This window comes from Thermotomaculum hydrothermale (genome assembly GCF_016592575.1).
GTDB classification, from domain to species: Bacteria; Acidobacteriota; Holophagae; order Thermotomaculales; family Thermotomaculaceae; genus Thermotomaculum; species Thermotomaculum hydrothermale.
The window spans coordinates 459434-483199 of record NZ_AP017470.1 but is presented as its reverse complement, the minus strand read 5'-3'; the positions used below and the strand labels follow the sequence as shown (position 1 = coordinate 483199).

The following is a 23766-nucleotide window of genomic DNA, read 5'->3' as shown; positions in this document are numbered from 1 at the left end:
CCTTTGGTTATATTTTATAGTAAGAGGTTAATATGAACAATGAAAAAGTGGTTTTAGCATTTGGAAGCAATATTGGAGATAGAGAAAAAAACATAAAAACTGCACTTAATTTTCTTGGAGCAAATAAGGTTAAACTTGAAAAACTCTCTTCTTTTTATAAAACAAATCCTGTAGATTATACAAATCAGCCAGAATTTATAAACTGTGTGGGAATATTTACAACAACATTGAACCCTTTTAAACTCCTTCGCCTGATAAAACAGATAGAAAAAAGAATGGGCAGAGAAACAAATATTGACAAAGGGCCAAGAAATATAGATATTGATATAATTTTTTATTCAAGGATTTGTACATACACTCACAATCTACAAATACCTCATCCCTCATATATGGACAGGCTATTTGTATTACAGCCATTAGAAGAAATTATGCCTGACTATATCCCGGTAAATACAAACCTTTCTATTAAAGAACTGGTTAAACAGTCTAAAGACAGGCAAAGCAATCCCAAAAAGATTAAAATTCACTCATAAAAAAATGATAGAATAAACAAAATTAAAAAAAACTCGTAAATTACTGAGAGGTGAGATATGGAACTGGAGATTAAAAAAGAAAGAATAGAAAAGGTAACAGTTTTAAAAATCAAAGGGGCAATTAACGCACACACAGTTAATGAGTTTGAAAAAACGCTTGAACAATGTGTAGAAAACAGAGAGTACTATCTTTTAATTGATTGCAAAGAACTTGACTATATTTCTTCAGCAGGCTTAGGTGCTCTTATGGGTGTCATTGAAAAAATAAAATCAAATAATGGTGATATTAAACTATGCAATACATCCAACAGTGTTTACAGGGTTTTTGATATATTAGGCTTTACTGAACTTTTTGAAATATTTAATTCATTAGAGGAGGGCTTAAAAGCTTTTAAAAAAAATGGATAGGAACCTTTACCTTAAAACCACAATAAAAGCAGACACTGAATACCTTACTTTAATAAACAAGTTAACTGTAGATATCTGTTCTCTTTTGGGCTTTGATAAAGAAAGTAGCAACAACATCTCTCTTTCTGTTGATGAAGCGGTAACAAATACCATAAAGCATGCCTATAAAATGGATAAAACAAAAAACATTGAAATTGAGTACTTCACCAAGAACAAAGAGCTTGTCATAAAAATCTCACATACAGGCATACCTTTTACACCTGACAAACTTATCCTACCTGATATGGAAGAGTATCTAAAAAAATACAAAAAAGGCGGATTAGGCATTATGCTTATGGTTAAATTTATGGATTCAGTAGAATACGGTAGTGAAAATGACAGACACTTCTGCAAACTTACCAAAAAAATCAAATAAAACCTCACCTTCAGAACTTGACCTTTTAACCTTCTATGATTTTATATCTAACGCAAAAGAAAATGCGTCAGCAAAGAACATTGCAAACCTCACAATTTTAACCTTAATGGGAAGATTAAAGGTAAAAAATGGAGTTATCAAAACTGGGGATATCGAGATAATTAAAGGAAAGGCACAAAAAAAATACTCAATTAACCGGCAGTTAATATATGGAAGAAAAAAAATAGGGGAAGTAAAATTAGGCGGGAAAAATGAACAAATTACCCTTACAAGAAAAGAAACAATGTTTATTGATACAATATGCCACCTATCCACAATTTTGCTAAAAAATATAGATAATATTGATAGTTTAAAAAATGCAAACAAAAAACTCAGCAAAAAGATACTGCAATTTGAGTCAATTTTTGAAGCAAGCAAAGAAATGCTTTTTACAAGAGATATAGAAAAAACAATTTCAATTTGTTTAAACATTATTTCCGGAAGTTTAGGTATAAAAGAAATTGCACTTAAAATAAAAGAAAATGACAGAGAAAAAATTTTTACCAGAAACTTAACCTCAAAAGATTTAAAAGAGAAAAAACTAAAAAAATTAAAATAGACTATTTAACAGGATATTTAGGAGAAAAAATCAACGGGAAAAAACCTGAACAATCTGAAATACATTTTGCTCAAATCGTCTTAAACCTGCTTTATACAAACATAGAAAATTTAAAAATGATTAACCAAATGCTTGAAAAAGAGAAACTTGAAAAAGAGATAATGATTGCAAAAGAAATTCAACAAAAACTTTTACCGATAAACATACCTGACATAAAAGGATTGGAAATTCAAACAGGAATGATAACCTATCACCAGGTAGGTGGTGACTACTACGATATACTGCCTATAAACAAAAATAAAACTCTAATTATAATTGCTGATGTATCTGGAAAAGGTATCCCCGCATCCTTAATAATGTCTGCTGTGCAATCATCGGTAAAAACTTTGATTTTAAAAGGCGTATATGATCTTGAAAAAATAGCATATACCTTGAACAAATTGTTAATTACAATTACAGAAAGTAATAAGTTTGTAGCTCTAAGCCTTATACTGATAGATAAAAATTCAAACAAAATTGAGTATTTAAATGCAGGTCATACAGCTCCTTTGCTATTCTCGGGAGGAAAAATCAAAAAGCTCAAAGAAGGTGGACCAGTAATTGGCCTACTTGATTTTGCTTCCTACAAAAAGCACAAAACAGAGTTTAGAAAGGGAGATTTCATTTTCATGTACACAGATGGAATTTCTGAAGCAAAAAACCTTAATGGGGAAGAAATAGGAGAGGAAGGGATTATAAAATTAATACATGAAGGAAAAAATCAACAAGATCTTAGCACTTATTTTAAAAAGAAATTATTTGAAATCACAAATCAAGTTTTTGAAGATGACATTACCTACATCTATGTTAAAAAAGTCTAATGTGTTGCATTACAGCAAAAAAACATATATAATTTTTTTATGAAAAAGAAATTAAAATTATTAATTATTATAATTATTTTATTTTCTATTTTCCCTATAAAAGCACAATATCTACCATTAAGGGTTTATACATCAGCCGACGGGCTTGCATCGAACCAGGTTAGAGATATTAAGAACGATTCTAATGGAGCATTATGGATAGGTTGTGGTTCAGGGCTATCCTACTTTACCGGGTTTAAATTCATAAACTATGGACTAAAAGAAGGGTTACCAGGTATTTCAATTCTAAAAATTCAAATAATACATTGTGGACATATTTTTATATTAACTTACAATGGATTAGCATATAAAAAAACAGATGAAGACTACTTTAAAAAAATACCAATTGACGGGGAAATTGTTGATTTCTTTGTTAGAGAAAAACATAAAAAGTCTTTTACAATAATTGTTTGTATTAAAAATCAGGGAATATATTGCTATTTACCAGAAAAGGGACAAATAGAAAATTTCTGGAACGTAAAAAATCCTTATTCTATAGTGTTAATAAAAGAAAAGGCCATAGTTTCGTTAGAAAATGGAGGAATTTATTCAATAGATTTAAAAACCAAAAAACACTCCATTATTACCAGATTAAATACAGCAGCGAAACTGAAAAAAATTAATGAAAAATCACTATTTGCAATAAGCGAAAACAAGGTTATTAAAATAACAGATAAAGGAAAAAAGTTTGAGACTGAGAAATTATATTCTTCAAAAGACAAAACTCTTGTTATATTTGACGCTACAATTAGCAAAAACAATGAACTCTGGATAGGGACAAATAAATATTTGATAAAAAAATCAAAGAAAAAAATTAAATACTACACAACAGAAAATGGGCTCCCCGAGCTTCCTATTTTTTCAATATTTGAAAATAATGATGGAATACTCTGGTTTGGAACAAATTCAGGATTGGCAAAATTGGTTAATAACGACATTACAATCTTTAAAAAAATTCAAGGAAAAGATATTAAAAGTTGTATTTCACTATTCTGGGATAAGACAAAAAAAGAAATGTGGGCTGGAATAAATAGAGGAGTGGCAACAATAAAAAACCAGAAAGTTAGAAAATTTGAGAATAATTATCTCAATCAATACATAATATGGGCAATTGAAAAGGATAATAAAGGCAACTACTATTTTGCCACTGAAGGAGGAGGGGTGGTAAAACTAACTCCGCAAGGAAAAACAATAATTTTCAAAAAAGAAAACCACTGTTTACCTGACAATCGTATTACCGATTTGCTTTACCTGAAAAACACCCTGTATGTTTCTACAAAAAATGGATTCGCTGTTTTAAAAAACAACAAATGGAAAATTTTTACCACCGCAAACGGCTTACCTGCATCTTATATTAGATGTATAGAAAAGGATGAAAAAGGGAATATATATTTAAGCACTTACGGTGCAGGAATTATTAAATTTAAAAATGGAGAATTTTCAGGGGTAATAAAAAACCTGAAAAATGAATTCAACACAATATACGCACTTTCATATAAAAATGGCACATTCTGGGCAGCCTGCAACTATGGACTGGTAAAAATTAAAGATGGAATAGCAAAGCTATACAATTCAAAATATGGATTCCCTAACTACAGTGGAGTTTCAGTTCTGGCACTTGATAACTATGTCTGGATGGGGACTGATGGGGGAGCATGCCTGTTTGATATAAATGCAGAAAAAGTTGTTGAAATTTTAACAAAAGATGAAGGCTTGCCAGGAAATGAGTTTACAACTCATAATGCAATTTGCAAGGACAGCGAAAACAATGTTTGGATAGGTGTTTTTGGAGGCATTGCCAAAATAAGTAAAAAAATAATCGCAATCAAAAACAAACAATTTAATCCCAAAGTATATCTAACAAATATAACCTATAGATATCACAAACAGACACATAAATTAATTCCTCTAACAAATTTACTTGAAATTCCATATGGAGCTAAAGATATCACATTTAACCTTGACGTAATCTGGTTTAGAAATGATTATAGCATGGCAATCTATTACAAACTTGATGGAGAAAATGAGACCTGGCAGAAATTAGAAAACATGAAAAATACAAAAGTAATGTTTAATTTTCTAACTTATGGAGAATACACACTTAAATTAAAGATAGTCAATTTAGCAGGGAATAATCAATCAATAGAAAAAAAGATTGTTTCTTTTAAGGTATTAAAACCCTGGTGGGCAAAAGAATGGGTAATTCTTACAATAATTTTATTGTTGTTAGTTTTGGGAGCTTTTTTTACACTTTATTTTACCGATTTAAGGACAAAACATTTAAAGGAAGAAAAACAAAGACTTGATAAATTAGTTGCAGAAAAAACAAGACAATTGCAAAAGGTCAATGAAGAGTTAATAGAAAAAAATAAAATGTTATTGGAATTGGCGGAAAAAGATTTCTTAACCGGCCTTTACAATAGAAGACATGCAATTAAAGTTTTAAAAATTTATCAGAAATTAGCAGAAAGGGAAAATGATTTTAAAATTTCTTTTATCCTTATAGATATCGATTTTTTTAAAATTATAAATGATACATATGGCCACGATGCAGGTGATTTTGTCCTAAAACAACTTGCAAGATTAATGAAAGAAAACACAAGAAAATCTGACATTGTAGCGAGATGGGGAGGAGAGGAATTCTTAATTATTCTCCCAAAAACAAATTTAGAACAGGCTAAAATTGTTGCGGAAAAATTAAGAAAAATTGTAGAAGAGACAGAGTTTCAATATAAATCTAACAAAATAAAATTTACTATCAGTGCAGGTTTAACCTCTGTTGATTTAACCACCCTAACATCAGATAAAGAAATTGAAAAAATTTTATTAGAGGTTGATAAAAAACTATATCAGGCAAAAGAAAGAGGAAGAAACCTTATAATTTATTAGAATTGATATCCAAAAAAAAATTTGTCTTTTAATCTAATAGAGCTTAAAATCTTATTATGAAAATAGATAAAAAATTTTTAATTATTTTTGTCTTTATATTATTTAGTTTATACTCAAAATCACAATTACTTCCACTCAAGAAATATTTCACAGAAAACGGCCTTGTATCGTCACAGGTGTGGAGTATTATTGAAGATAAACACGGTTATATCTGGTTTGGATGCAGTTCAGGGATTTCAAAATTTAATGGTTTTAAATTCACTAATTTTAGATTACAGGAAGGACTGCCCAGTGAGTCTATCAATAAATTAGAGGCCTCAAAATCAGGAATTATCGTTGCGTCTACAGTTAAAGGATTGGCATATATTACAGATTGGGGAAAAGAATTTAAAGAAATTCCAAATATAGGAGAGTGTTCTGATATAGTAATTTTTGACTCTATTAAAGAAAAAAATAAGTTTCTTAAATTTAAACCCTTTTTATTTGCATGTGTAAAAAACAAAGGGATATACCGTTTTGATTTTGAAAAAAAAACATGGTCATACTTTGGTTTTAAAAAATATAACCCTACAGCTATTCAATTTTTAGGAACAAAAATTGTATTTGCTTCCCAGAAAGGATATATCTTTCAATCTGAAATTAATGGGACAAACATAAAATTAATTGGGCACACAAAAACAATAACAAAAATAAAAAGAATAAAAAAAGATAAGGCACTGCTTATTTCAGAAAAAGCCATTTACCTATTATCTAACAATAAAATCAACACACTTGCAAAAGCAGAAAGCAATGAAGAGATATTTTTTGATGCATTAATAGATTTCAAAAATAATCTCTGGATTGCAAGCAACTTTGGATTAAGAAAAACTAAAGAAGAAAAAAACATTTTATACACCAGTAAAAACGGAATCCCCGGAATAAGGGTTTTAAGTGCTTTTGAGAGTAAAGAAGGAATTTTATGGTTTGGAACAAACCATGGGGTTTGCAAATTAATATCCGAAGATATTCTTGTTTTCAGAAATCCTGAAAAGAGAAGTTCTTCAAGTTATATCTCCTTTTATTATGATAGTGATAAAAAAACAATGATGATAGGCAATACAAGTGGAGTTGTCCTTGTAAAGAACAATAAAACAAAAATTTTGAAATCAAAATACCTTTTAAAATTTCCTGTCTGGGCAATAAATAAAGATAAAAAGAACAATTATTACTTCGCTACTGAAGGAGGAGGCATAGTTAAAAGAAGCCTTTCAGGAAAAGAATGGTATTTTAAAGCTGAAAAAAAATACCTTCCAGGAAACAATGTAACCGATATTTTAATTAAAGGGGAAACAATTTATGCATCCTGCAAAGAAGGGTTTGCCGTCTTCAAAAATAACAAATGGAAAGTCTACAATATAACAAATGGGTTACCTGTTTCATATGTTAGATGCCTGGAAAATTATAGTAAAGGACGAATACTGTTAGGAACTTTAGGCAATGGTATTTTAATCTATGAAAAAGAGCAATTTTTCCCTCTTTTAAAAGAAACCCCTAAAGAAATAAAATCTGTTTACGCAATTTACTATGATAGTAAGAAAGATATTGTCTGGGCTGCAACTAATTATGGGTTGGCAAAAGTCAAAAACGGGAAATACACTTTATACAACACAAAAAACGGCTTTTTACCCTTTGGTCTGTCTGCAGTCTATCCTGTAAAAGAATACCTCTGGATAGGAAGTGACGGCGGGGCATTGTTGTTTGACCCCAAGAAAGAAAAAGTAATTAAAATTCTAACAAAGGACGATGGATTACCTGGGAATGAATTTACCACTCATAATGCAATTGCCAAAGATGATAAAAATCATATATGGTTTGGCTTTTTCGGTGGTGCTGCAAGGCTTGATAATTTAGGCCTCAATGAACAAAAAGTAAAAGAATTTAATCCTAAAATACTTTTAACATCAATAAAATACTATTACAAAGACAAAATTTTTACAAAAACAGCTTTACATGACGCAAAAATAATTATTCCTTATGGAGCAAAAGAAATTTTCATCACCTTTGACATTATATGGTTTAGAAATGAATATAGCCTCAGCATGGATTACAAACTAAAAGGAATAAACACAAACTGGAACAAAATAAAAGATTATAAAGATTTAAAAATTTACTTTACTTCCATAAGTCCTGGTAAACACCCACTTTTTATTCGAATTTCATCTATACTCAGCAGTAAACAATTTATTAAGAAAATACTTGAGATTGACACTCCAATACCATGGTGGCAAAAACCTTTTTATCAGGCTTTAATAAGTATTTTCTCAGTTTTTTTTATCATAACACTTGTGCAAATTTTTTCTTATTACAAAACAAAAAAACTTGAAGAAGAAAAGAGAATTTTAAATAAACTTGTTGAAAAAAGAACTGCTGAACTTGCAAGCTTAAACAAAGAACTTGAAGAAAAAAACAATATACTGAAAGAGCTTGCAAACCACGACTATCTGACAGGGCTATACAACAGAAGGTTTTTTATGAGTGAACTAAATGTACTAAAAAACATTGCTTCGAGGGAGAAAAATTTCATTACCTGTTTTTTAATTTTTGACATAGACAACTTTAAAAAAATAAACGACACCTACGGGCATATTGTTGGAGATGAAGTATTGAGAGCAATTGCAACAATAATACAGAAAAATTTAAGAAGGAAAAGTGATATTGCTGCAAGGTATGGAGGAGAGGAATTTATAGTAGCTTTACTTAAAAGCAATAAAAAGTCAGCAATGGAAATAGCCGAAAATATAAGACAAGAGGTTGAAACAACAAAAATTCAAATAGACGAATTAACCCTTTCTCTAACAATAAGTGGAGGAGTACATTGTATAGATCTGTCTAAAGCAACAAACAAAGAGTTAAACCAGGCTATTGAAGAAGCAGACAAAAAACTTTATTTAGCTAAAAACAGAGGGAAAAACAGAATTGAGGGATAAAAAAAATGGGGTGAGCGAGGGGAATTGAACCCCCAACCCCCAGAGCCACAGTCTGGTGCTCTATCCGATTGAGCTACGCTCACCATAAAAAATAAATGGCGCACCAGGGAGGATTCGAACCCCCGACCAACGGCTTAGAAGGCCGCTGCTCTATCCTGCTGAGCTACTGGTGCGTGTATTCAAAACTTTCATACAAATCATGGTCGGGGAGACAGGATTCGAACCTGCGACCCCTTGTTCCCAAGACAAGTGCGCTACCAGGCTGCGCCACTCCCCGACGCGAAGCATATAATAACAAAGAGACTAAAAAATGTCAACATTTTATTGCTGTTTTAACCATTTGAAAGTTAGGTAAAATCTAAAATTATTTTAATAAACCCTTCTGCTCTAATTTAGTGTACATCCTATCAAACAACCTGTTCTGCCTTAAATCATACAGACTAATTCCATTCTCTTCCGCCTTTTTAATAACCTTTTTTACATCGTCATATGCTTTCATTCTGGCAAGAGCAACACATAAAAAAGCATAAGATTCTTTTCTTTTAGGGTTTAAAATAATTGATTTAAAAAAGCTTGTGGCAGCAAACCTGTTAGCCCCATCTCCCAATGCCCTCATACCTATATTAAATAGCCTATTAGACATTGAGATTTTTTCAGGATAAGGCATATTCTCAACATCCTTTACAAACTGCTTTAAAGCCTCTTTTTGAGCTTTAGTAAAGTTCAAATGCTTTTCTTTCTTTTTAACACTGTTAGAGTACGAGAATACCTCTTTTTCTTCAGGCTTTTTCGGTAATAATCTTCTGTTTTTTTTAGGTGGTCTTCTCTTAGGAATAGGTTTAGGAGCTAACTCTCTTTGCCCAGTTAGGCTTTTTTCTGGTTGTTTAACAGGAGTCTCTTCTGTAGTTTCAGATTTTAAAACTTCCTGTCCCTGTTTTTGCTGAACTAAATTTTTATCTATACTATTAGAAGGAATTGTCTCTTCTATTGATTTTGACTCTATTTCTTTTTTCTCATTAGAAACAACAGGATTATTTGACTCCCTTACCTTCTTTTTTAACATTGCAATTTTTCTCTGCTGCCTTTTATGAACTGTAAAAACCACCCCCACTAAAACCAATAAAATCAATACAAAAAACAATACTATTCCAACATAACTTTTTTTCTTTTTTGTTCAGGAACCTTTTTTACCCGTGTTGGTTCCGTTTCTTCAATTGTTTGAGGAATTGGAGGGGGAAGGACTGTGGTTTTCGTCCCTTCTCCAACCTTTACAGTGGGTTCAATTAAAATTTCTTTTAATAATTCACTGATTTCAGCACAGGATTTAAACCTGTTTTCTGGCATGTGAGCAACCATTCTTTTCAGAATATTTTCTATATTTTCTGGTACTGATTCTAACTTTATGTGATGCTCATTAAAAGAAACTATTTTATACATTACAGAGGTAATAGTGTCTCCCTGAAAACATTTGTCGCCTGAAAGCATTTCATAGAAAACAATACCTGCTGAAAACATATCACTTTGAGGGGAAACTTTACCCTCCTTCAACTGTTCTGGAGCCATATAGGAGACAGTTCCTAATAAAACCCCTGTTTGAGTTAAATCTGAACCACTTTTTTTTGCAATTCCAAAATCCATTATCTTTACTGTTTTATCAGGTAAAACCCTTATATTTGAAGGCTTAATATCCCTGTGAATAATCCCTTTTGAATGGGCATATGATAGAGCATCGCAAAGTTGAATCATTATCTTCAACGCCGTTTCAAGGTCAATCTTCTTAGCCTTTATTAAAGAATCAAGGTCTTCCCCTTCAACATACTCCATGACAATATAAGGGGTCTCCCCCTCCATTCCCATATCGTAAATTGTCACAATATTAGGATGCTGAAGAATACCTGCAGACTTTGCTTCCCTGAAAAACCTTTCCCTTTGCTCTAAATCCTGAAACAACTGGGGATTCATTGTTTTTATGGCTACCTGTCTTTCAATAATAGGGTCAAAAGCAAGGTAAACTACCCCCATTGCACCCTTGCCTATTTCTTTAATTATTTCGTATTTGCCAAATTTCATTTATGTTTCAAACCTCTGTTTTTACTCTTTAAATTTTAACTGAACATTCCCAAGGCTAATTATATCACCTACTTTAAGGACACATTCATTAACTTTTACACCGTTTACAAATATACCCTTTTCACTGTTGAAATCATAAATCTTAAACCCCTCAGGCTCAAAAACAATTTGCGCATGTTTAAATTCAACAGTCGGGTTATCTATAACTATATCGTTTGATTCGTCATTACCTATATTTGTTGTCCCCAATTTTAACCTGAACTCAGTTCCTTCATTCCCTCCGGCAATAATTTCAAGCTTCGGCTGTCTTATAAGCATTGTTTTCCCTTCATTACTTCCAACAGCCTCAGAAGGTTCAAAAACTGTTCCATCTTCTTCCATTTCAACTGGCACAGAAATACCTGTTTGTATTCCTGTCTTTGTTTCAAAGGCGCCTTCAATATCACCCGGGGAAATATCAGCAATATTTTCATCAGCAGTTTTTTCCTGAAAATCTTCAGCTATAACCTCAGGCTCTTCTAAATCTGGGGTATTGTTTTCCTGCATTAAAATGTTTGATTGCAATACCTCATCCATTTTCTCACTGTATTTTTTAAGTTTTTCGTACAATTCAAACCTTTCCTTGTTTTCATCTTCCAGGGCTTTAATCATCTCATCAGCCTTTTCCTGAGAAAATTCACCTAAATCACACCTTACCTGAATCTCCTCTTTCTTTATGTTTACCTCTGAAATTTCCCCTTCAATCTCTTTAAGCATGCTGTCAATCTCTGATTTTAAAACAGCAAGCTGCTCAATAAGTGGATAAATTTCAGCATTCAAGGTTTCTATCTTTTTCTCGTAATCCCCCCTTATTTTCTCATACACAATTTCGCTTATGCTTGTTTTTTTCTCCTCAAGTTTCTCAACTCTTTCAAGGTAAAGTTGTTTTTCATCATCAAGTTTTTTTATACTTTTGATAATTTTATCAATCTCTTTAAAATCCATAAATACCCCCTGTTATGTGATTGTTAATAATATTTTAACTTAATTTAAGAAAAATCAAACCAAAAGTTAATACTTAAAGTCAATATCAAAGGGTTTTAAGGCTCGTGGAAGAATTCCCAGGGTGTAGGCTATTGTAATTCCGTAATTTGTTATTTTTATATTATTTTTGTTAAAAATATCCATCCTTGAAATCATTGACTTTCTGTTTAACATACAACCACCACAGTGGATAACAAGCTTTATATCTTTTCTTGCAAAATCAAAGCCCTTGCCTTTGTAAAACTCAAAATTTAGTTTCTTCCCAGTGTACTGTCTCAACAATCTGGGAATTTTAACAGTACCTATGTCATCTCCAACCTGATGATGGGAGCAGGCTTCCATAATTAAAACAGTGTCCCCATTTTCAAGGTTTTCAATCTCCTTTGCACCCTCAATAAATAGGTTTAAATCTCCCTTATACCTTGCAAAGAGAATAGAAAAACTTGTCATCGGAATATGGTCAGGCACATCCGCTGCAACCTTTAAAAAGGCTTGTGAATCGGTAATCACAATGTCAGGATCTTTGTTTAAAAGGTTTAAAGCATTATACAATTCCCTCTCTTTAACCACAAGGCAGAAGGCATCATTATCAAGTATATCCCTAATTGTCTGCACCTGAGGAAGAATAAGCCTCCCCTTGGGGGCTTCCTCGTCAATGGGAACAACCAAAACCGCGAATCCCCCCTCGTTAACAAGGTCTGAAACCAACCCCTCAGATTGAAGTGCTTTATGCTTTTCAAGTATCTCAATTATTCTTTTTTTTAATATATCTATCCCTTCTTTTGTTTTTGTGTTTACTGGAATTCCGTTTTTTATATTTTTATAATTGTAAATATCGCTTTTATTGTACACAACAAGGTAATCTGTCCCTGTTTGTTCAATTTCTTTTATAAGATTTGTTTCAAATTCACTTAATTCTTTTTCAACAACAATAAGGGCTAAATCTGTCTTATTTAAAATCTCATAAGATTTCTTTACCCTTAACTTTCCTAAATCTCCAGTATCGTCAAGCCCTGCTGTATCTATAAAAACAACAGCACCAAAGGGTAATAACTCAAATGACTTATAAACAGGGTCAGTTGTTGTTCCTGCCACATCGGAAACTATTGCAAGGTTTTGCCCTGTTAAAGCGTTTATTAAAGAGGACTTCCCTGCATTCCTTTTTCCAAAAACCGCTATGTGAGGTTTAATTGAGGAAGGTGTGCCAAACATTTAAAACCCTAACTTTAAAAGATTTTCAGGGGTTAACGCCTCATCAAGCTCTTTTTTACTTACAATACCATTCTCTATTGCAAATTTGTACACACTAATTTCTTTCTCTTTTGCATTTTCAAAAACATTCTTTGCCTTTTCATAGCCTATAATTGTTGATAAAGCATAAAGAACTACAAAGTCATTGTATTTTATCTTTTCAAACTCTTCTATGTTTGGTTGCAATGTATCAATACAATACTTTAATTTTTCACAGGAAACAGTTAAAAGCTTGAAGCTTTCAAAAAGAGAATGTGCAATTAAGGGTAAAAATGGATTTAATTCAAGGTTTCCGTTTGAGCATGCTGTCTGGATTGCCACATGATTTGATTGCACTTTAATTGCGCAAGATTGAACAAACTCAGGTAAAACAGGGTTTACCTTTCCCGGCATAATGCTTGAGCCTGCCTGAACCTCTTTTAAAATTATCTGATTTATGTGAGAACAGGATAAAAATCTTAAATCTCCGGCAATTTTAAAGAGATTCACTGAAAGTGCTGTTAAAATCCCTGAAACTTCAACATATACATCTAAATTCTGAGTTGCATCAATCAAGTTTTCTGCCCTTGCAACTGGAAGGCCTGTAATCTTCCTTAACTCGTTAATAACAGAAAAAATATACTTTTTTGGTGCTTTAAAGCCTGTTCCTATTGCCGTCCCCCCAATGTTTAACTCTTTCAACCTTTCAATTATTTTAGAAACTCTCCACCTGTCTCTGCTTATTGCTGAAGAATAGGCAGAAAATTCTCTTCCAAGTGTTATTGGCACTGCAAATTGCATCTGTGTTAAACCTGGTTTAACAAGACCATCAAAATCTCTTTCCCTCTTTTCTAAAGAATTAAGAAGCATTAAAACAGAGTTTTCAAGTTTTCTTGATAATTTCATACAGGTTATTTTAACTGCAGAAGGAATCACATCGTTTGTTGACTGGTGGAGGTTAACCTTATCGTAAAGGGAAACAACTTTTCCATACTTTTCCTTTACATAAAAGGCAATAGCCTCATTAGCCGCCATATTTAAAGAGGTGCCTGCGCCACCCTGAATTAGTGAAGGGAAAAACCTGTTAAACTCCCCCTCTATCCCCTTAAAACAGGCCTCTTCCATAGGTTCAAAAATTTCTCTTTCAATAAAATTTAAAGAATAGTTTACCCTTAAAGCCGCTAACTTTACCTCAAAAATGGATTGAATAAATTCCCCTGGCGGAAAGGCAAAATAAACAGGAAAATTCTCTTTTGCTTTTTTTGTCTCTTTATAAAAATCTCTTTCCATCAAAAGTAAAGGTCTCTTTCTCCCTTTTCAATTCTCTGTAAATATTTTACAGTTTTTTCCCTTATTTTTTCATGGGGGATTTCGTTAATCATGTTTGCAATAAGCTTATTCCCTATTTCTCTTGTCTCAGCGGAAGCGTAATCAACAAGGTACTCTTTAAATGTTGTAATTGCATTTGGCAGGCAGTACAGCTTTATCAAACCTGGCTTTGCTAAATCCATAAAATCAAGCCCTGTTCTCCCTAACCTGTAACAGCCTGTGCAAAAAGAAGGAATATAACCTAATTTGCACACATCGTAAATAACCTCATCAATTGTTCTATGGTCTCCCAATGAAAATTGCTCTCCAGCATCCTTTGAAGAATAACCGCCAGGGTTTGTTCTTGAGCCTGCACTAATTTGAGATACACCTAAGGAAAATGCCTCTCTTCTCATTTCAGGGGTCTCCCTCGTGCTCAATATAATCCCAGTATAAGGCACTGTTATCCTTAAAAGAGCAATAATCTTTTTGAATTCTTTATCTGAAACCGGATAGGGTGGTTCATAAGACAATGGCGCACCATCAGCAGGCTCAATCCTTGGGACAGATATTGTATGAGGCCCCAGTCCAAATTCTTTTTCAAGGTGTCTTATATGTTGAAGTAAAGCAAGTATTTCAAACTTGTAATCGTATAAACCAAAGAGTATGCCCACTCCCACATCGTCAATTCCTGCTTTAAAAGCCCTGTCCATAGCAGTTAAGTGATAAAGGTAATCTGACTTTGGGCCTCTTGGGTGCACCTTTTTGTATGTGGGGTAATGATAGGTTTCCTGAAACAATTGATAGGTGCCTATCTTTGCCTCTTTAAGCCTTTTAAATCCCTCAACTGATAGAGGGGCAATGTTTACATTTATCCTTCTAATCTCACCATTTCCAACCTTTGTTGAATAAATAGCCTCAATGCACTTTATTGTATAATCAAGGGCACTTTCTCCCAACCCCTCTCCAGACACAAGTAAAACCCTTTTATGCCCCTGAGAGACGAGGGATTTTATCTCCTCTTTCACCTGTTCAATTGTTAAAGTTGCCCTCTTTAATTTTCTATTGCTTACTCTGAATCCGCAGTAAACACAATCATTGTTACACAGATTGGATACATATAATGGCGCAAACAGAACAAGCCTTTTGCCGTATATCTCATTCTTTATATAATTTGCCGTCTTAAATATCTCCTCAAGCAACTCATCATCTTCAACAAGGAGAAGTTTCTCCGTCTCCTCAAATGAAATTCCCTTTAACTCTCTTGCATGGGATAAGATTTCTTCAACCTCACTTCTCTCAGGAGGTTTTGTATTTGCAAGATACTCATAAATTTTTTCATGGTCTATAAAGCCAGTTTCTTTTGTTAAAACCATTTTAAACCTCCGTTAAATTAAACAAAAGGGCGACAGTTTACCATCGCCCCATTTCCTCCTCTTACCCTACAAAAAAGTATTTGCCCCTTGGGGTATAGTGAGTGTGTAAAAGTTTATGTGATACATCGCTTAAAGGGTGCTTCAAAAATTCCCTGTAAAGCTGCTGTATTTCCGGGTTTTCGTGGGATTTTCTAACAGGCAAATTCTTCTCCTCTTCGTAAATTGCCCTTGCCCTTGCCATTCTTATCTCAGGTGTTGTTGGAATTGGCTGGCCTCCTCCTCCAAGGCAACCGCCAGGACAAGCCATTATCTCAATAAAATGGTAATCTGCTTCCCCTTTTACTATTTTATCCATTATCTTTTTAGCATTCGCAGTACCGTGAGCCACTGCAACATTTAAGGTAACACCTTCAAGCCATTTGTATTCAGGAAGGGTATTTTCAATTTTTAGAGATGCTTCCCTGACCCCTTCCATTCCCCTTATTGGGGTAACATCAAGGTTTTTAAAGGGCACAGGCTTCCCTGTCACAATCTCATAAACTGTCCTTATTGCCGCTTCCATAACACCGCCTGTTGCGCCAAAAATAAGGCCTGCACCAGAGCCTAAACCTAAAGGATGGTCGAAGTCTTCTTCCGGCATATCCTTTAAATCAATGCCCGCCTCTTTAATCATTGTTGCCATTTCCCTTGTTGTAAGCCCATAGTCAACATCTTTAAACCCGCTGTCATTCATTTCAGGTCTGTTGCACTCAAACTTTTTTGCTGCACACGGCATTAAAGCAACAGTAACAATCTTTGACGGGTCTATACCTGCCTTTTGAGCATAGTATGTTTTTATAATTGCACCAAACATCTGCTGGGGAGATTTGCAAGTTGAAAGATGGTCTAAATAGTCAGGATAGTAATGCTCTGCAAATTTAACCCAGCCGGGAGAACATGAGGTAATCATAGGAATTTTAACCCCTCTGTCCCCTTCAACAATCTTTCTTCTCAACCTTTCAATTAACTCGCTTCCCTCCTCCATAATTGTTAAATCTGCTGCAAAGTTTGTATCAAACACCCTGTCAAAACCTATCCTTCTTAAAGCAGCATTTAATTTTTTTGTAACAGAAGTGCCTGGAGGATATCCAAACTCTTCCCCAATTGCCGCCCTCGGTGAAGGTGCGGTCTGGATTATTACAAATTTGTCAGGGTCATCAATAGCTTCCCAGATGTAATCAGCAGGGTCATTTGCCCTTAAAGCACCTGTTGGACACCTGTTTATACATTGGCCGCAATTTATACAGATTACATCTGCAATTGGTTTATTTAATGCAGTGGAAATTTTTACACCATGCCCCCTGCCAAATGTTTCAAGGGCTCCAACCTGCTGCAAATCAATACAGGTTCTAATACACCTTTTACATGAAATGCACTTATTCTGGTCTCTAACAATTGCATAGGAAGAATTGTCAATTTCGTACTTAGGCTCTGTTACGCTTGGAAATCTGTAATTATCAACACCATAATCTTTAGCAAGTTTTTGTAATTCACACTTACCGTTTCTGACACAGGTGTAACAATCCCCGTAATGCTCAGCCAGAAGCAAATCAAGGTTAATTCTTCTTGCCTTCCTTATTTTAGGTGAATTTGTCTTTATTGAAACATTTCTCTCAATATGAAATGCACAGGCAGGTGTTAAAGTGTTCATTCCCTCTATTTCAACAACACAAATCCTGCAAATCCCTGCTACTGTTAAATCAGGATGATAACAAAGGGTGGGAATTTTTATCCCTGCCATTTTACAGGCTTCTAAAATTGTTGTACCCTTTTCAACCTGAAATTCTTTTCCTTCTATTTTAATATTTATCATTTCACTGCTCATAAGTTACCTCATCTGTATATAATTTCGTCTTTAAAGTTTTCTAAAATTGAAAGAAAGCAATTTGGAGATGTCTGCCCAAGCCCGCACTTTGAAGATGTTTTCATTACATCGCATAAGGTTAACAATTCCCTGACATACCTTACCGAGCATTCACCTTTTTCAAGCATTTCAACACCTTCAAGAAGCCTGTAATTTCCCTCTCTGCACGGAGTACACTGGCCGCACGACTCCTCAACAAAAAACTCAAGGAAATTTTTAAGAACCTTCAACATATCTCTGTTTTCTCCAAAAACAATTATTGAACCACCGGGAGGTAAGCCCTGAAATGAGATAGGTTTATCAAAATCCTTTTTTGCCACACAAATCCCTGATGCACCTCCAACCTGAACTGCTTTTGGATTTCTTGCCCCAACAAGCTCTAATACTTCATTTAAAGTTACCCCCAACTCAAGCTCGTAAACCCCTGGATGCTCAATATCACCTGAAATTGAAAAAAGCTTTGTACCTGTTGAGCCTTCTGTTCCGAAAGACTTAAACCATTCAGCACCCTTAGAAAGTATGTATGGGATGAAACACAGTGTTTCCACATTGTTAACAACTGTTGGCTTGTCTCTAAATCCCTTTTGAGTAGGGAAAGGAGGCTTATTTCTCGGCTCTCCCCTGTATCCGTTCATTGATTCAATAAGAGCAAATTCTTCTCCACAAACATAGGCACCAGCCCCTAACCTTATCTCTATGTCAAAATCAAAACCTGAATCAAGAATATTTTTCCCTAACAAATTTTCCTTTTTCAATTGTTCAATTGTTTTTTCAAGGGTCGGCAAGATGTAAATATACTCTCCCCTCAAATAGATATAGCCCTGTTTTGCCCCTATTGCATAGCCGGCAATTGTTAAGCCTTCAATCACTTTTTCAGGCTGTTCCATCAGCAGTTTTCTATCTTTAAAAGTTCCAGGCTCTCCCTCGTCTGCATTGCAAATAACATACTTTTCATCTCCCTTTTCTTTTAAGGCAAACTCCCATTTTAAACCAGTTGGGAATCCTGCTCCCCCTCTTCCCCTCAAACCTGATTTTTTAACCTCTTCCACTACCTCATCAGGCTTTTTAGAGAGTGCTTTTTTTAACCCCACACCGCTAACATATTCTCCAAAAAGAATTTTTTTCTTTATCTGTTTCATAGCTGTCCTCTTTTCTTCAATTCGTCAACAATTTCAATAACCTTTTCAGGGGTTAGCTTAGCGTAAACCTTTTCATTAACAAGCATGGCAGGACCATGGTCGCACATTCCTATGCAATTAGTGTATTCAAGGGAAAACATACCGTCAGAGGTTGTTTCTCCAAATTTAATCCCCAACTCCTTCTCAAGCATTCTCGCAATTTTCTCTTTTCCAGCCATCTCACAGGAAATTGTCTTGCAAAGGCGAATAATATACTTCCCCTTTTTCTCAGTGCTTAAAAAGTGATAAAAGGATATTACTCCGTGAATTTCCGCAACAGGGATATCAAGGTACTCGGCTATCTCCATCATTGCAACCGGGCTAATGTAACCAAACTTTTTATTAATTTCATTTAAAATAGGCAACAAATTATCCCTCTGCGGTTTAAAACGCTCTAAAATGGTAGTCAACTCCTGTTTACTACAAATATCAATACTTGCCATAAAACCACCCTCTAATAATTTTTTCACTTATTTAAAAGAATTAAAGGCCAACCGCTCTTATGAAACCCTACCCACTCATAATGTAAATTAGAATTTCCTAATAGTCAAGTGATATTTTTCACTTTATTTTAAAGACAATTAAAAAAGATTGCTCAAGCACAATACTAAACATATTGTTGCTTTTTGTTACAAAATGAAACAAAGTTTTGATTGAATTTAATAAGTTTCAGGCTTACCTTATAATTAACAAATCTTTTACAATCGGAGGAAAAAATGAAAAAGTTATTATTTATTTTTATTTTTTTTGCACCTCTGTTGATATTCTCTCAAACTCTGCAATTTTCACCTCTGCCTGCCTGCTGGCAAAAGTCAGAAAATGGAAAATCGGCAAAGATTAACCTTAATCACAAGGTGGTTTTATTCAATAAATCTGAAACCACAGAAGATTACATTTTGAGGATTTTTAACAGTGAAGGAGTAAAAATAGGCTATAAAACAGGCACATTAAATCCCTTCCAAAAGGAAGAGGTTGAGATTAATTCCCTTGTTGAAGAAGGAAAAACACCTGCTTCGGTTAAAGTTATTGGAAATAACATTGTTTTTATAATTGTTTCAAACGATAACAATGGAGAAAGGCTAACCGCATTCTGGCTTCCTGATGTGGGGGCAAGACAGACTATGTGGATAAATCACCTTGCACCTGAAAGGGAACAGTTTTTTACATCACTTTCTGTTTCAGCCTTTACAGACTGTAATCTAACATGGAATGATGCAAACACTGTTGAGGATTTAGGTTTATTAAATGAAGAAAAAACAATGACCTTTGAGTTGGCATCAATCTATCCTTCAAACATACCTCAAGAAGTATCAATGGCAAATATTGAAACAGGGGAGAACCAGAATGCAATAGGGATTGAATGCTTTGGAAACTGGGACGATAAAATTACATTTGCAACCCTGCCAGCAACATGGTTTTCAAATACAAGGCTAATATTCCCTCACATTGCATACAGCAAAACACTATACTGGACAGGGCTTATAATAGGAAATCCAAACAATGAAGAGGCAAATATTAAGATTAGGTTTATGGGAGAGGACGGAAGTGTAATCCAGACTCAACACACAAAAATCCCCTCACTAAACAGAATTGTCATGCTTTTTGCACATCAAAATACATCAAACCCACCCCTTCCTGAGGATATTCCAGAGGGCACAGCATGGCTTGATGTATATTCTGATAAACCTCTAACAGGCTTTGAGCTTTTCGGGGGCAACGATACAACAAAGGCTGATTATATGGAGGGGATAAGGGCAACTTGCGAACCCTTTGAAAAGGGAGTGGCACCTTACATAATTGATTCCTCAAATAGATGGACAGGAATTGCAATTGTAAATTCCCTGTCAATACCTGTATCGGCAAACCTGAAACTCCTCTCGCCATCAGGAGAGGTTGTTGAAACAAAGACATTAGACTTTAACCCATTTGAGAAAAAGGTTGATTTGCTTAGAAATATATTTGATAGAAGCAATGTTGCACTGGAAGGAAGCCTGATTATTGAACCAAGCGTAAAGGGAGCGTTAACCGGTATTATTGTTTTTGGAGACGATAATGTTACGCCGAGAAAAATTTTAGGCGGCTATGAAATTATCCCCTTAAACGAAAATAGAATGTACGGGCCTTACAGGGGAGAAATTAGTTTGCCAAGATTCGGGATAAATTCACCTAAATTCCCCGGCGGTGCTGACCAGCATGTAACAACACCATCTCAGGAAGATGTTGAAAATGAAATAGCGTGGGTATCATCAGGCCAGCCCTATAGATTTGCATTAAGACACCTTCAAAGCAGAGATGTTTTTTATTCAGAGTGGATAGATGAAAATAATACAGAAAACAGAGAAGAATTTTTAAGAAACTCTCAAGGCTTTTCTGTTATGCCAACAATTGTTGGATTTAAGCCTTACTGGACAGGGATTGATGATGATGAAAGCATCCCAATTGATATGAATAGTCCTGATGATGTGCAAAAACTGAAAGACTATGTTACAGATGTCGTTACTACATTCCCGGAGTTAAAATACTATGAGATTTTAAATGAGACATTTGGAGAGGAAACATACGGTGAGGAGAACTTTGCAAAGATAATTGACACCACTGTTGACACAGCTAAATCAATTGACCCTGATATAAAGTTTAGTTTCCCTCACCTTTTAGGTACCCTTGATTCAATATTGGTAAATCAGTTGAACAAACTGGTTGCATTTGCACACAATTACCCTGAAACAATGGCAAAAATTGATGTGTATGGGATACACTATTACGGCCCATGGCAAAACTATGCAGATATTGTCAGGGATTATCTGCTTTCACCTATGGATGAAGGCATGCTTCCTGAAAAACCGTGGGTTATATCTGAAACAGGAATCAGCACAAAAACAGACATTCATACTGTAACAAATGAAAACGGGATAGAACCGGGATTAAAGAACCAAGCCTCGTATATGGTTAAAATGTTCACTATAAGTTTCGCCCTCGGTGCTGAAACATGCCTTGTACACAGTTTTCAAAGCGGCTCAACTGGCGGGGGCTGGGCAGGTTACGGAATAATTGACGACGACACAAAGAGAAAACCCTCAATCTGTGCTTTAAGAATGTTTGCTGACTCTGTAAGGGATTTTACATTTGTTGACACATTAAAAGAGGGCGAAGATGGTATCTGGCTTTACAGGTTTAACAATGCACAAAGGTTAAAGGGAGATGCATACATTGCATGGAAGGACGACGGAGTTTCAGCATCAGATTCAACAATCACATTGCCAAGCCTTGCCGGAGAATATGTTGAAATAGTTGAGCTTGTCCCTGAAGACTGCCCCGGCTATGCAGGGGATATGGCTCAATTTAACCCCGATGATATTTTCAACATTGAAACAGGCTTTGTGGACGACAACGGGAATATAACAGTCAACTTCGGGGAATACCCTGTTTTAATCAGGGCAAGCGAGAAAAGGGATACAACTAAAATTTACATTAATTCATCAAATTCCTTCGGCACAATACAGAATCTATTAGGAGTAATTGCAGGGCCTTACACCCCTCCTCAAACACCTTTTTACGATTTAACTGAAAAATTGCAGGATATTGGAGTAACCACAATTAGAAACAACGGCTATTACGATGACAGCCTTGATATTGAAGGAATATTTCAATGCCCTGATGACTCTGTTTATCCCTCGTGGGATTGCGATGCAAATAATGACAGTTATTACCATTGGGATGCAAGCGACAGAACTTATTCATCAATTGTTGACGGAGGCTTTGAGCCTTTTTTAAGAGTGGGGGGAGAAACCCAATCCTATTACAAACACCATGACTTTGCAGGGCCAAGGGAAGACCAGGAAGACAACTGGATTATTGCCGCCAAAAAGATGGTTGACAGGTATAAAAACTGGAATTCACACCCAAACGCATTCCCTTACCTTGATATATGGACAGAGTGGCCTAACTCAAACTTTTTTGACAGAACAGATTCAGAATTCCTTACCTTCTGGGTAAAGGTGTTTAAAGAGTTAAAGTCAGATTACCCTGAATTAAAAGTTGGAGGGCCAGGAATTTTAAAACCAACCATTGATGTAATAAACGGAGTTACCGAAAATAATAAAGCAATAATGTTTTTACTAAAACTTTACAATGAGAATGTAAAACCTGATTGGATTGGATTTCACATGTGGAAAAGCGACCCCTGTCTATACTATAAGGCTGTTAAGCAGTACAGAGACTTACTTGACGGGAAAGGTGATTTTTCAAGTGTGCCGTGGGCTGGAACAGGATTCTTTGACGGAGTTGAAATAATTTGCGATGCTTATGGCTATGGTAAAGATTATGACGCAGAGGACGGCTCAGGGCCTATACCCTATTCAAACGAATACCTTTTTAATGTTATGAATGGAAAACAGGGCGCTGCTATGCTATGTGCAGATTTTATAGCACTGCAACAGGGGGGCGTCGTTAGGGCTTACTATTACAGAAGCAGCGATGAAAGATCAACCTCTCCAGATGCAGGGCCAAACGATGAAAACAGGGGGTGGACCGGGCTTTTTTACGGTGATGAGAATGCAACTCCAAAACCCTCCTCCAATGCATTTAGATTATATTCAATGCTGTACAGAAATTACCCTAAAGTTTTAACAGACAGATTCTTTACTGTTGGAGAGAGGGGAAGGAAACTTTACTATATTGCATCAAAGGGAGAAAGTGGAATTGCAATCCTTATTTCAAATGTTGAGGACATACCTATTGACACCGACATATACCTTGATGGCAAAAGATTAACAGAAAATAGCGAAGGCAAAATAAAGATTTACAGGGTTAACAATACAAACAACGGAGGCTCTCCATTTGAATGGCAGGGTCACACATTTAGAATACCGCCTGAATGCACCGAGGTTATTGTAATAGACAATTAAATTCCTTTAAAATTGCCCCTGTTATAGATTTCCTTTGTAAGATTTTTATTGACAGGGGCTTTCTTT

At 34.7% G+C, this 23766-nt stretch carries 17 protein-coding genes and 3 tRNA genes; 8 read left to right on the top strand and 12 right to left on the bottom strand.

The features are described 5' to 3' along the window. Positions 1-32: 32 nt before the first annotated feature. The 7 genes from folK to TTHT_RS02160 all read left to right on the top strand — a co-directional run bounded on the left by folK (position 33) and on the right by TTHT_RS02160 (position 8708). Entirely contained in the window at positions 33-533 is a 501-nt protein-coding gene (gene folK / locus TTHT_RS02190) for a 2-amino-4-hydroxy-6-hydroxymethyldihydropteridine diphosphokinase (RefSeq protein ID WP_201328406.1), read from the top strand. Between the two features lie 57 nt (positions 534-590). Next, positions 591-941 carry an STAS domain-containing protein gene (locus tag TTHT_RS02185; RefSeq protein ID WP_201328405.1) on the top strand — a complete coding sequence of 117 codons (351 nt, stop codon included), beginning with the start codon at positions 591-593 and terminating at the stop codon, positions 939-941. Continuing rightward, a complete protein-coding gene (locus TTHT_RS02180; protein WP_201328404.1) occupies positions 934-1356 on the top strand; it encodes an ATP-binding protein in 423 nt (140 codons plus the stop codon). The genes TTHT_RS02185 and TTHT_RS02180 overlap by 8 nt, the downstream gene beginning before the upstream one ends. Then, on the top strand, positions 1316-1954 hold the full coding sequence (locus tag TTHT_RS02175) for a hypothetical protein (protein WP_201328403.1): 639 nt from the start codon (positions 1316-1318) through the stop codon (positions 1952-1954). Before TTHT_RS02180 ends, TTHT_RS02175 begins: the two co-directional genes overlap by 41 nt. Positions 1955-2082: 128 nt before the next feature. Next, positions 2083-2814 (top strand): PP2C family protein-serine/threonine phosphatase, encoded by a 732-nt coding sequence (locus TTHT_RS02170; protein ID WP_201328402.1) that lies wholly within the window; start codon positions 2083-2085, stop codon positions 2812-2814. Positions 2815-2853: 39 nt separating this feature from the next. Next, positions 2854-5742, top strand: coding sequence for a ligand-binding sensor domain-containing diguanylate cyclase (locus TTHT_RS02165; RefSeq protein ID WP_201328401.1), 2889 nt, complete (start codon positions 2854-2856; stop codon positions 5740-5742). A 56-nt stretch (positions 5743-5798) separates the two neighbouring features. Further along, complete coding sequence (locus TTHT_RS02160; RefSeq protein ID WP_201328400.1) at positions 5799-8708, top strand: ligand-binding sensor domain-containing diguanylate cyclase; 2910 nt, start codon at positions 5799-5801, stop codon at positions 8706-8708. A gap of 6 nt (positions 8709-8714) precedes the next feature. Here the strand turns inward: TTHT_RS02160 and TTHT_RS02155 are convergent. The 12 genes from TTHT_RS02155 to nuoE all read right to left on the bottom strand — a co-directional run bounded on the left by TTHT_RS02155 (position 8715) and on the right by nuoE (position 19239). Beyond that, a tRNA-His gene (locus TTHT_RS02155) sits at positions 8715-8791 on the bottom strand. Between the two features lie 13 nt (positions 8792-8804). Then, positions 8805-8881 (bottom strand) — tRNA-Arg (locus TTHT_RS02150). 27 nt (positions 8882-8908) lie between these two features. Next, a tRNA-Pro gene (locus TTHT_RS02145) sits at positions 8909-8985 on the bottom strand. Between the two features lie 87 nt (positions 8986-9072). After that, positions 9073-9813: a hypothetical protein gene (locus TTHT_RS02140; RefSeq protein WP_201328399.1), complete on the bottom strand. Its 741-nt coding sequence runs from the start codon at positions 9811-9813 to the stop codon at positions 9073-9075. A 38-nt stretch (positions 9814-9851) separates the two neighbouring features. After that, positions 9852-10778: a serine/threonine-protein kinase gene (locus TTHT_RS02135; RefSeq protein WP_201328398.1), complete on the bottom strand. Its 927-nt coding sequence runs from the start codon at positions 10776-10778 to the stop codon at positions 9852-9854. Between the two features lie 21 nt (positions 10779-10799). Then, entirely contained in the window at positions 10800-11762 is a 963-nt protein-coding gene (locus tag TTHT_RS02130; protein ID WP_201328397.1) for an FHA domain-containing protein, read from the bottom strand. Between the two features lie 66 nt (positions 11763-11828). Beyond that, the gene (gene hydF / locus TTHT_RS02125) at positions 11829-13013 is read right to left on the bottom strand and encodes a [FeFe] hydrogenase H-cluster maturation GTPase HydF (RefSeq protein ID WP_201328396.1); all 1185 of its coding nucleotides are present in this window, start codon (positions 13011-13013) and stop codon (positions 11829-11831) included. Beyond that, entirely contained in the window at positions 13014-14321 is a 1308-nt protein-coding gene (locus TTHT_RS02120) for a lyase family protein (protein ID WP_201328395.1), read from the bottom strand. Beyond that, positions 14321-15715, bottom strand: coding sequence for a [FeFe] hydrogenase H-cluster radical SAM maturase HydG (gene hydG, locus TTHT_RS02115; RefSeq protein ID WP_201328394.1), 1395 nt, complete (start codon positions 15713-15715; stop codon positions 14321-14323). The genes TTHT_RS02120 and hydG overlap by 1 nt, the downstream gene beginning before the upstream one ends. A 61-nt stretch (positions 15716-15776) precedes the next feature. Further along, entirely contained in the window at positions 15777-17579 is a 1803-nt protein-coding gene (locus TTHT_RS02110) for an NADH-dependent [FeFe] hydrogenase, group A6 (protein WP_201328393.1), read from the bottom strand. An 8-nt stretch (positions 17580-17587) separates the two neighbouring features. Then, complete coding sequence (locus TTHT_RS02105) at positions 17588-18757, bottom strand: complex I 51 kDa subunit family protein (protein ID WP_201328392.1); 1170 nt, start codon at positions 18755-18757, stop codon at positions 17588-17590. Continuing rightward, positions 18754-19239: an NADH-quinone oxidoreductase subunit NuoE gene (nuoE, locus tag TTHT_RS02100; protein WP_201328391.1), complete on the bottom strand. Its 486-nt coding sequence runs from the start codon at positions 19237-19239 to the stop codon at positions 18754-18756. Before nuoE ends, TTHT_RS02105 begins: the two co-directional genes overlap by 4 nt. A 273-nt stretch (positions 19240-19512) precedes the next feature. On the opposite strand from nuoE, the gene TTHT_RS02095 reads away from it, so the two are divergent. After that, on the top strand, positions 19513-23700 hold the full coding sequence (locus TTHT_RS02095; protein ID WP_201328390.1) for a glycoside hydrolase family protein: 4188 nt from the start codon (positions 19513-19515) through the stop codon (positions 23698-23700). Positions 23701-23766 lie beyond the last annotated feature (66 nt).

Excerpts from the sequence above, each read along its gene's own strand:
- folK (WP_201328406.1), top strand. The coding sequence starts at position 33 with ATGAACAATGAAAAAGTGGTTTTAGCATTTGGAAGCAATATTGGAGAT.
- TTHT_RS02185 (WP_201328405.1), top strand. The coding sequence starts at position 591 with ATGGAACTGGAGATTAAAAAAGAAAGAATAGAAAAGGTAACAGTTTTA.
- TTHT_RS02180 (WP_201328404.1), top strand. The coding sequence starts at position 934 with ATGGATAGGAACCTTTACCTTAAAACCACAATAAAAGCAGACACTGAA.
- TTHT_RS02175 (WP_201328403.1), top strand. The coding sequence starts at position 1,316 with ATGACAGACACTTCTGCAAACTTACCAAAAAAATCAAATAAAACCTCA.
- TTHT_RS02170 (WP_201328402.1), top strand. The coding sequence starts at position 2,083 with ATGCTTGAAAAAGAGAAACTTGAAAAAGAGATAATGATTGCAAAAGAA.
- TTHT_RS02165 (WP_201328401.1), top strand. The coding sequence starts at position 2,854 with ATGAAAAAGAAATTAAAATTATTAATTATTATAATTATTTTATTTTCT.
- TTHT_RS02160 (WP_201328400.1), top strand. The coding sequence starts at position 5,799 with ATGAAAATAGATAAAAAATTTTTAATTATTTTTGTCTTTATATTATTT.
- TTHT_RS02135 (WP_201328398.1), bottom strand. The coding sequence starts at position 10,778 with ATGAAATTTGGCAAATACGAAATAATTAAAGAAATAGGCAAGGGTGCA.
- TTHT_RS02130 (WP_201328397.1), bottom strand. The coding sequence starts at position 11,762 with ATGGATTTTAAAGAGATTGATAAAATTATCAAAAGTATAAAAAAACTT.
- hydF (WP_201328396.1), bottom strand. The coding sequence starts at position 13,013 with ATGTTTGGCACACCTTCCTCAATTAAACCTCACATAGCGGTTTTTGGA.
- TTHT_RS02120 (WP_201328395.1), bottom strand. The coding sequence starts at position 14,321 with ATGGAAAGAGATTTTTATAAAGAGACAAAAAAAGCAAAAGAGAATTTT.
- hydG (WP_201328394.1), bottom strand. The coding sequence starts at position 15,715 with ATGGTTTTAACAAAAGAAACTGGCTTTATAGACCATGAAAAAATTTAT.
- TTHT_RS02110 (WP_201328393.1), bottom strand. The coding sequence starts at position 17,579 with ATGAGCAGTGAAATGATAAATATTAAAATAGAAGGAAAAGAATTTCAG.
- TTHT_RS02105 (WP_201328392.1), bottom strand. The coding sequence starts at position 18,757 with ATGAAACAGATAAAGAAAAAAATTCTTTTTGGAGAATATGTTAGCGGT.
- nuoE (WP_201328391.1), bottom strand. The coding sequence starts at position 19,239 with ATGGCAAGTATTGATATTTGTAGTAAACAGGAGTTGACTACCATTTTA.
- TTHT_RS02095 (WP_201328390.1), top strand. The coding sequence starts at position 19,513 with ATGAAAAAGTTATTATTTATTTTTATTTTTTTTGCACCTCTGTTGATA.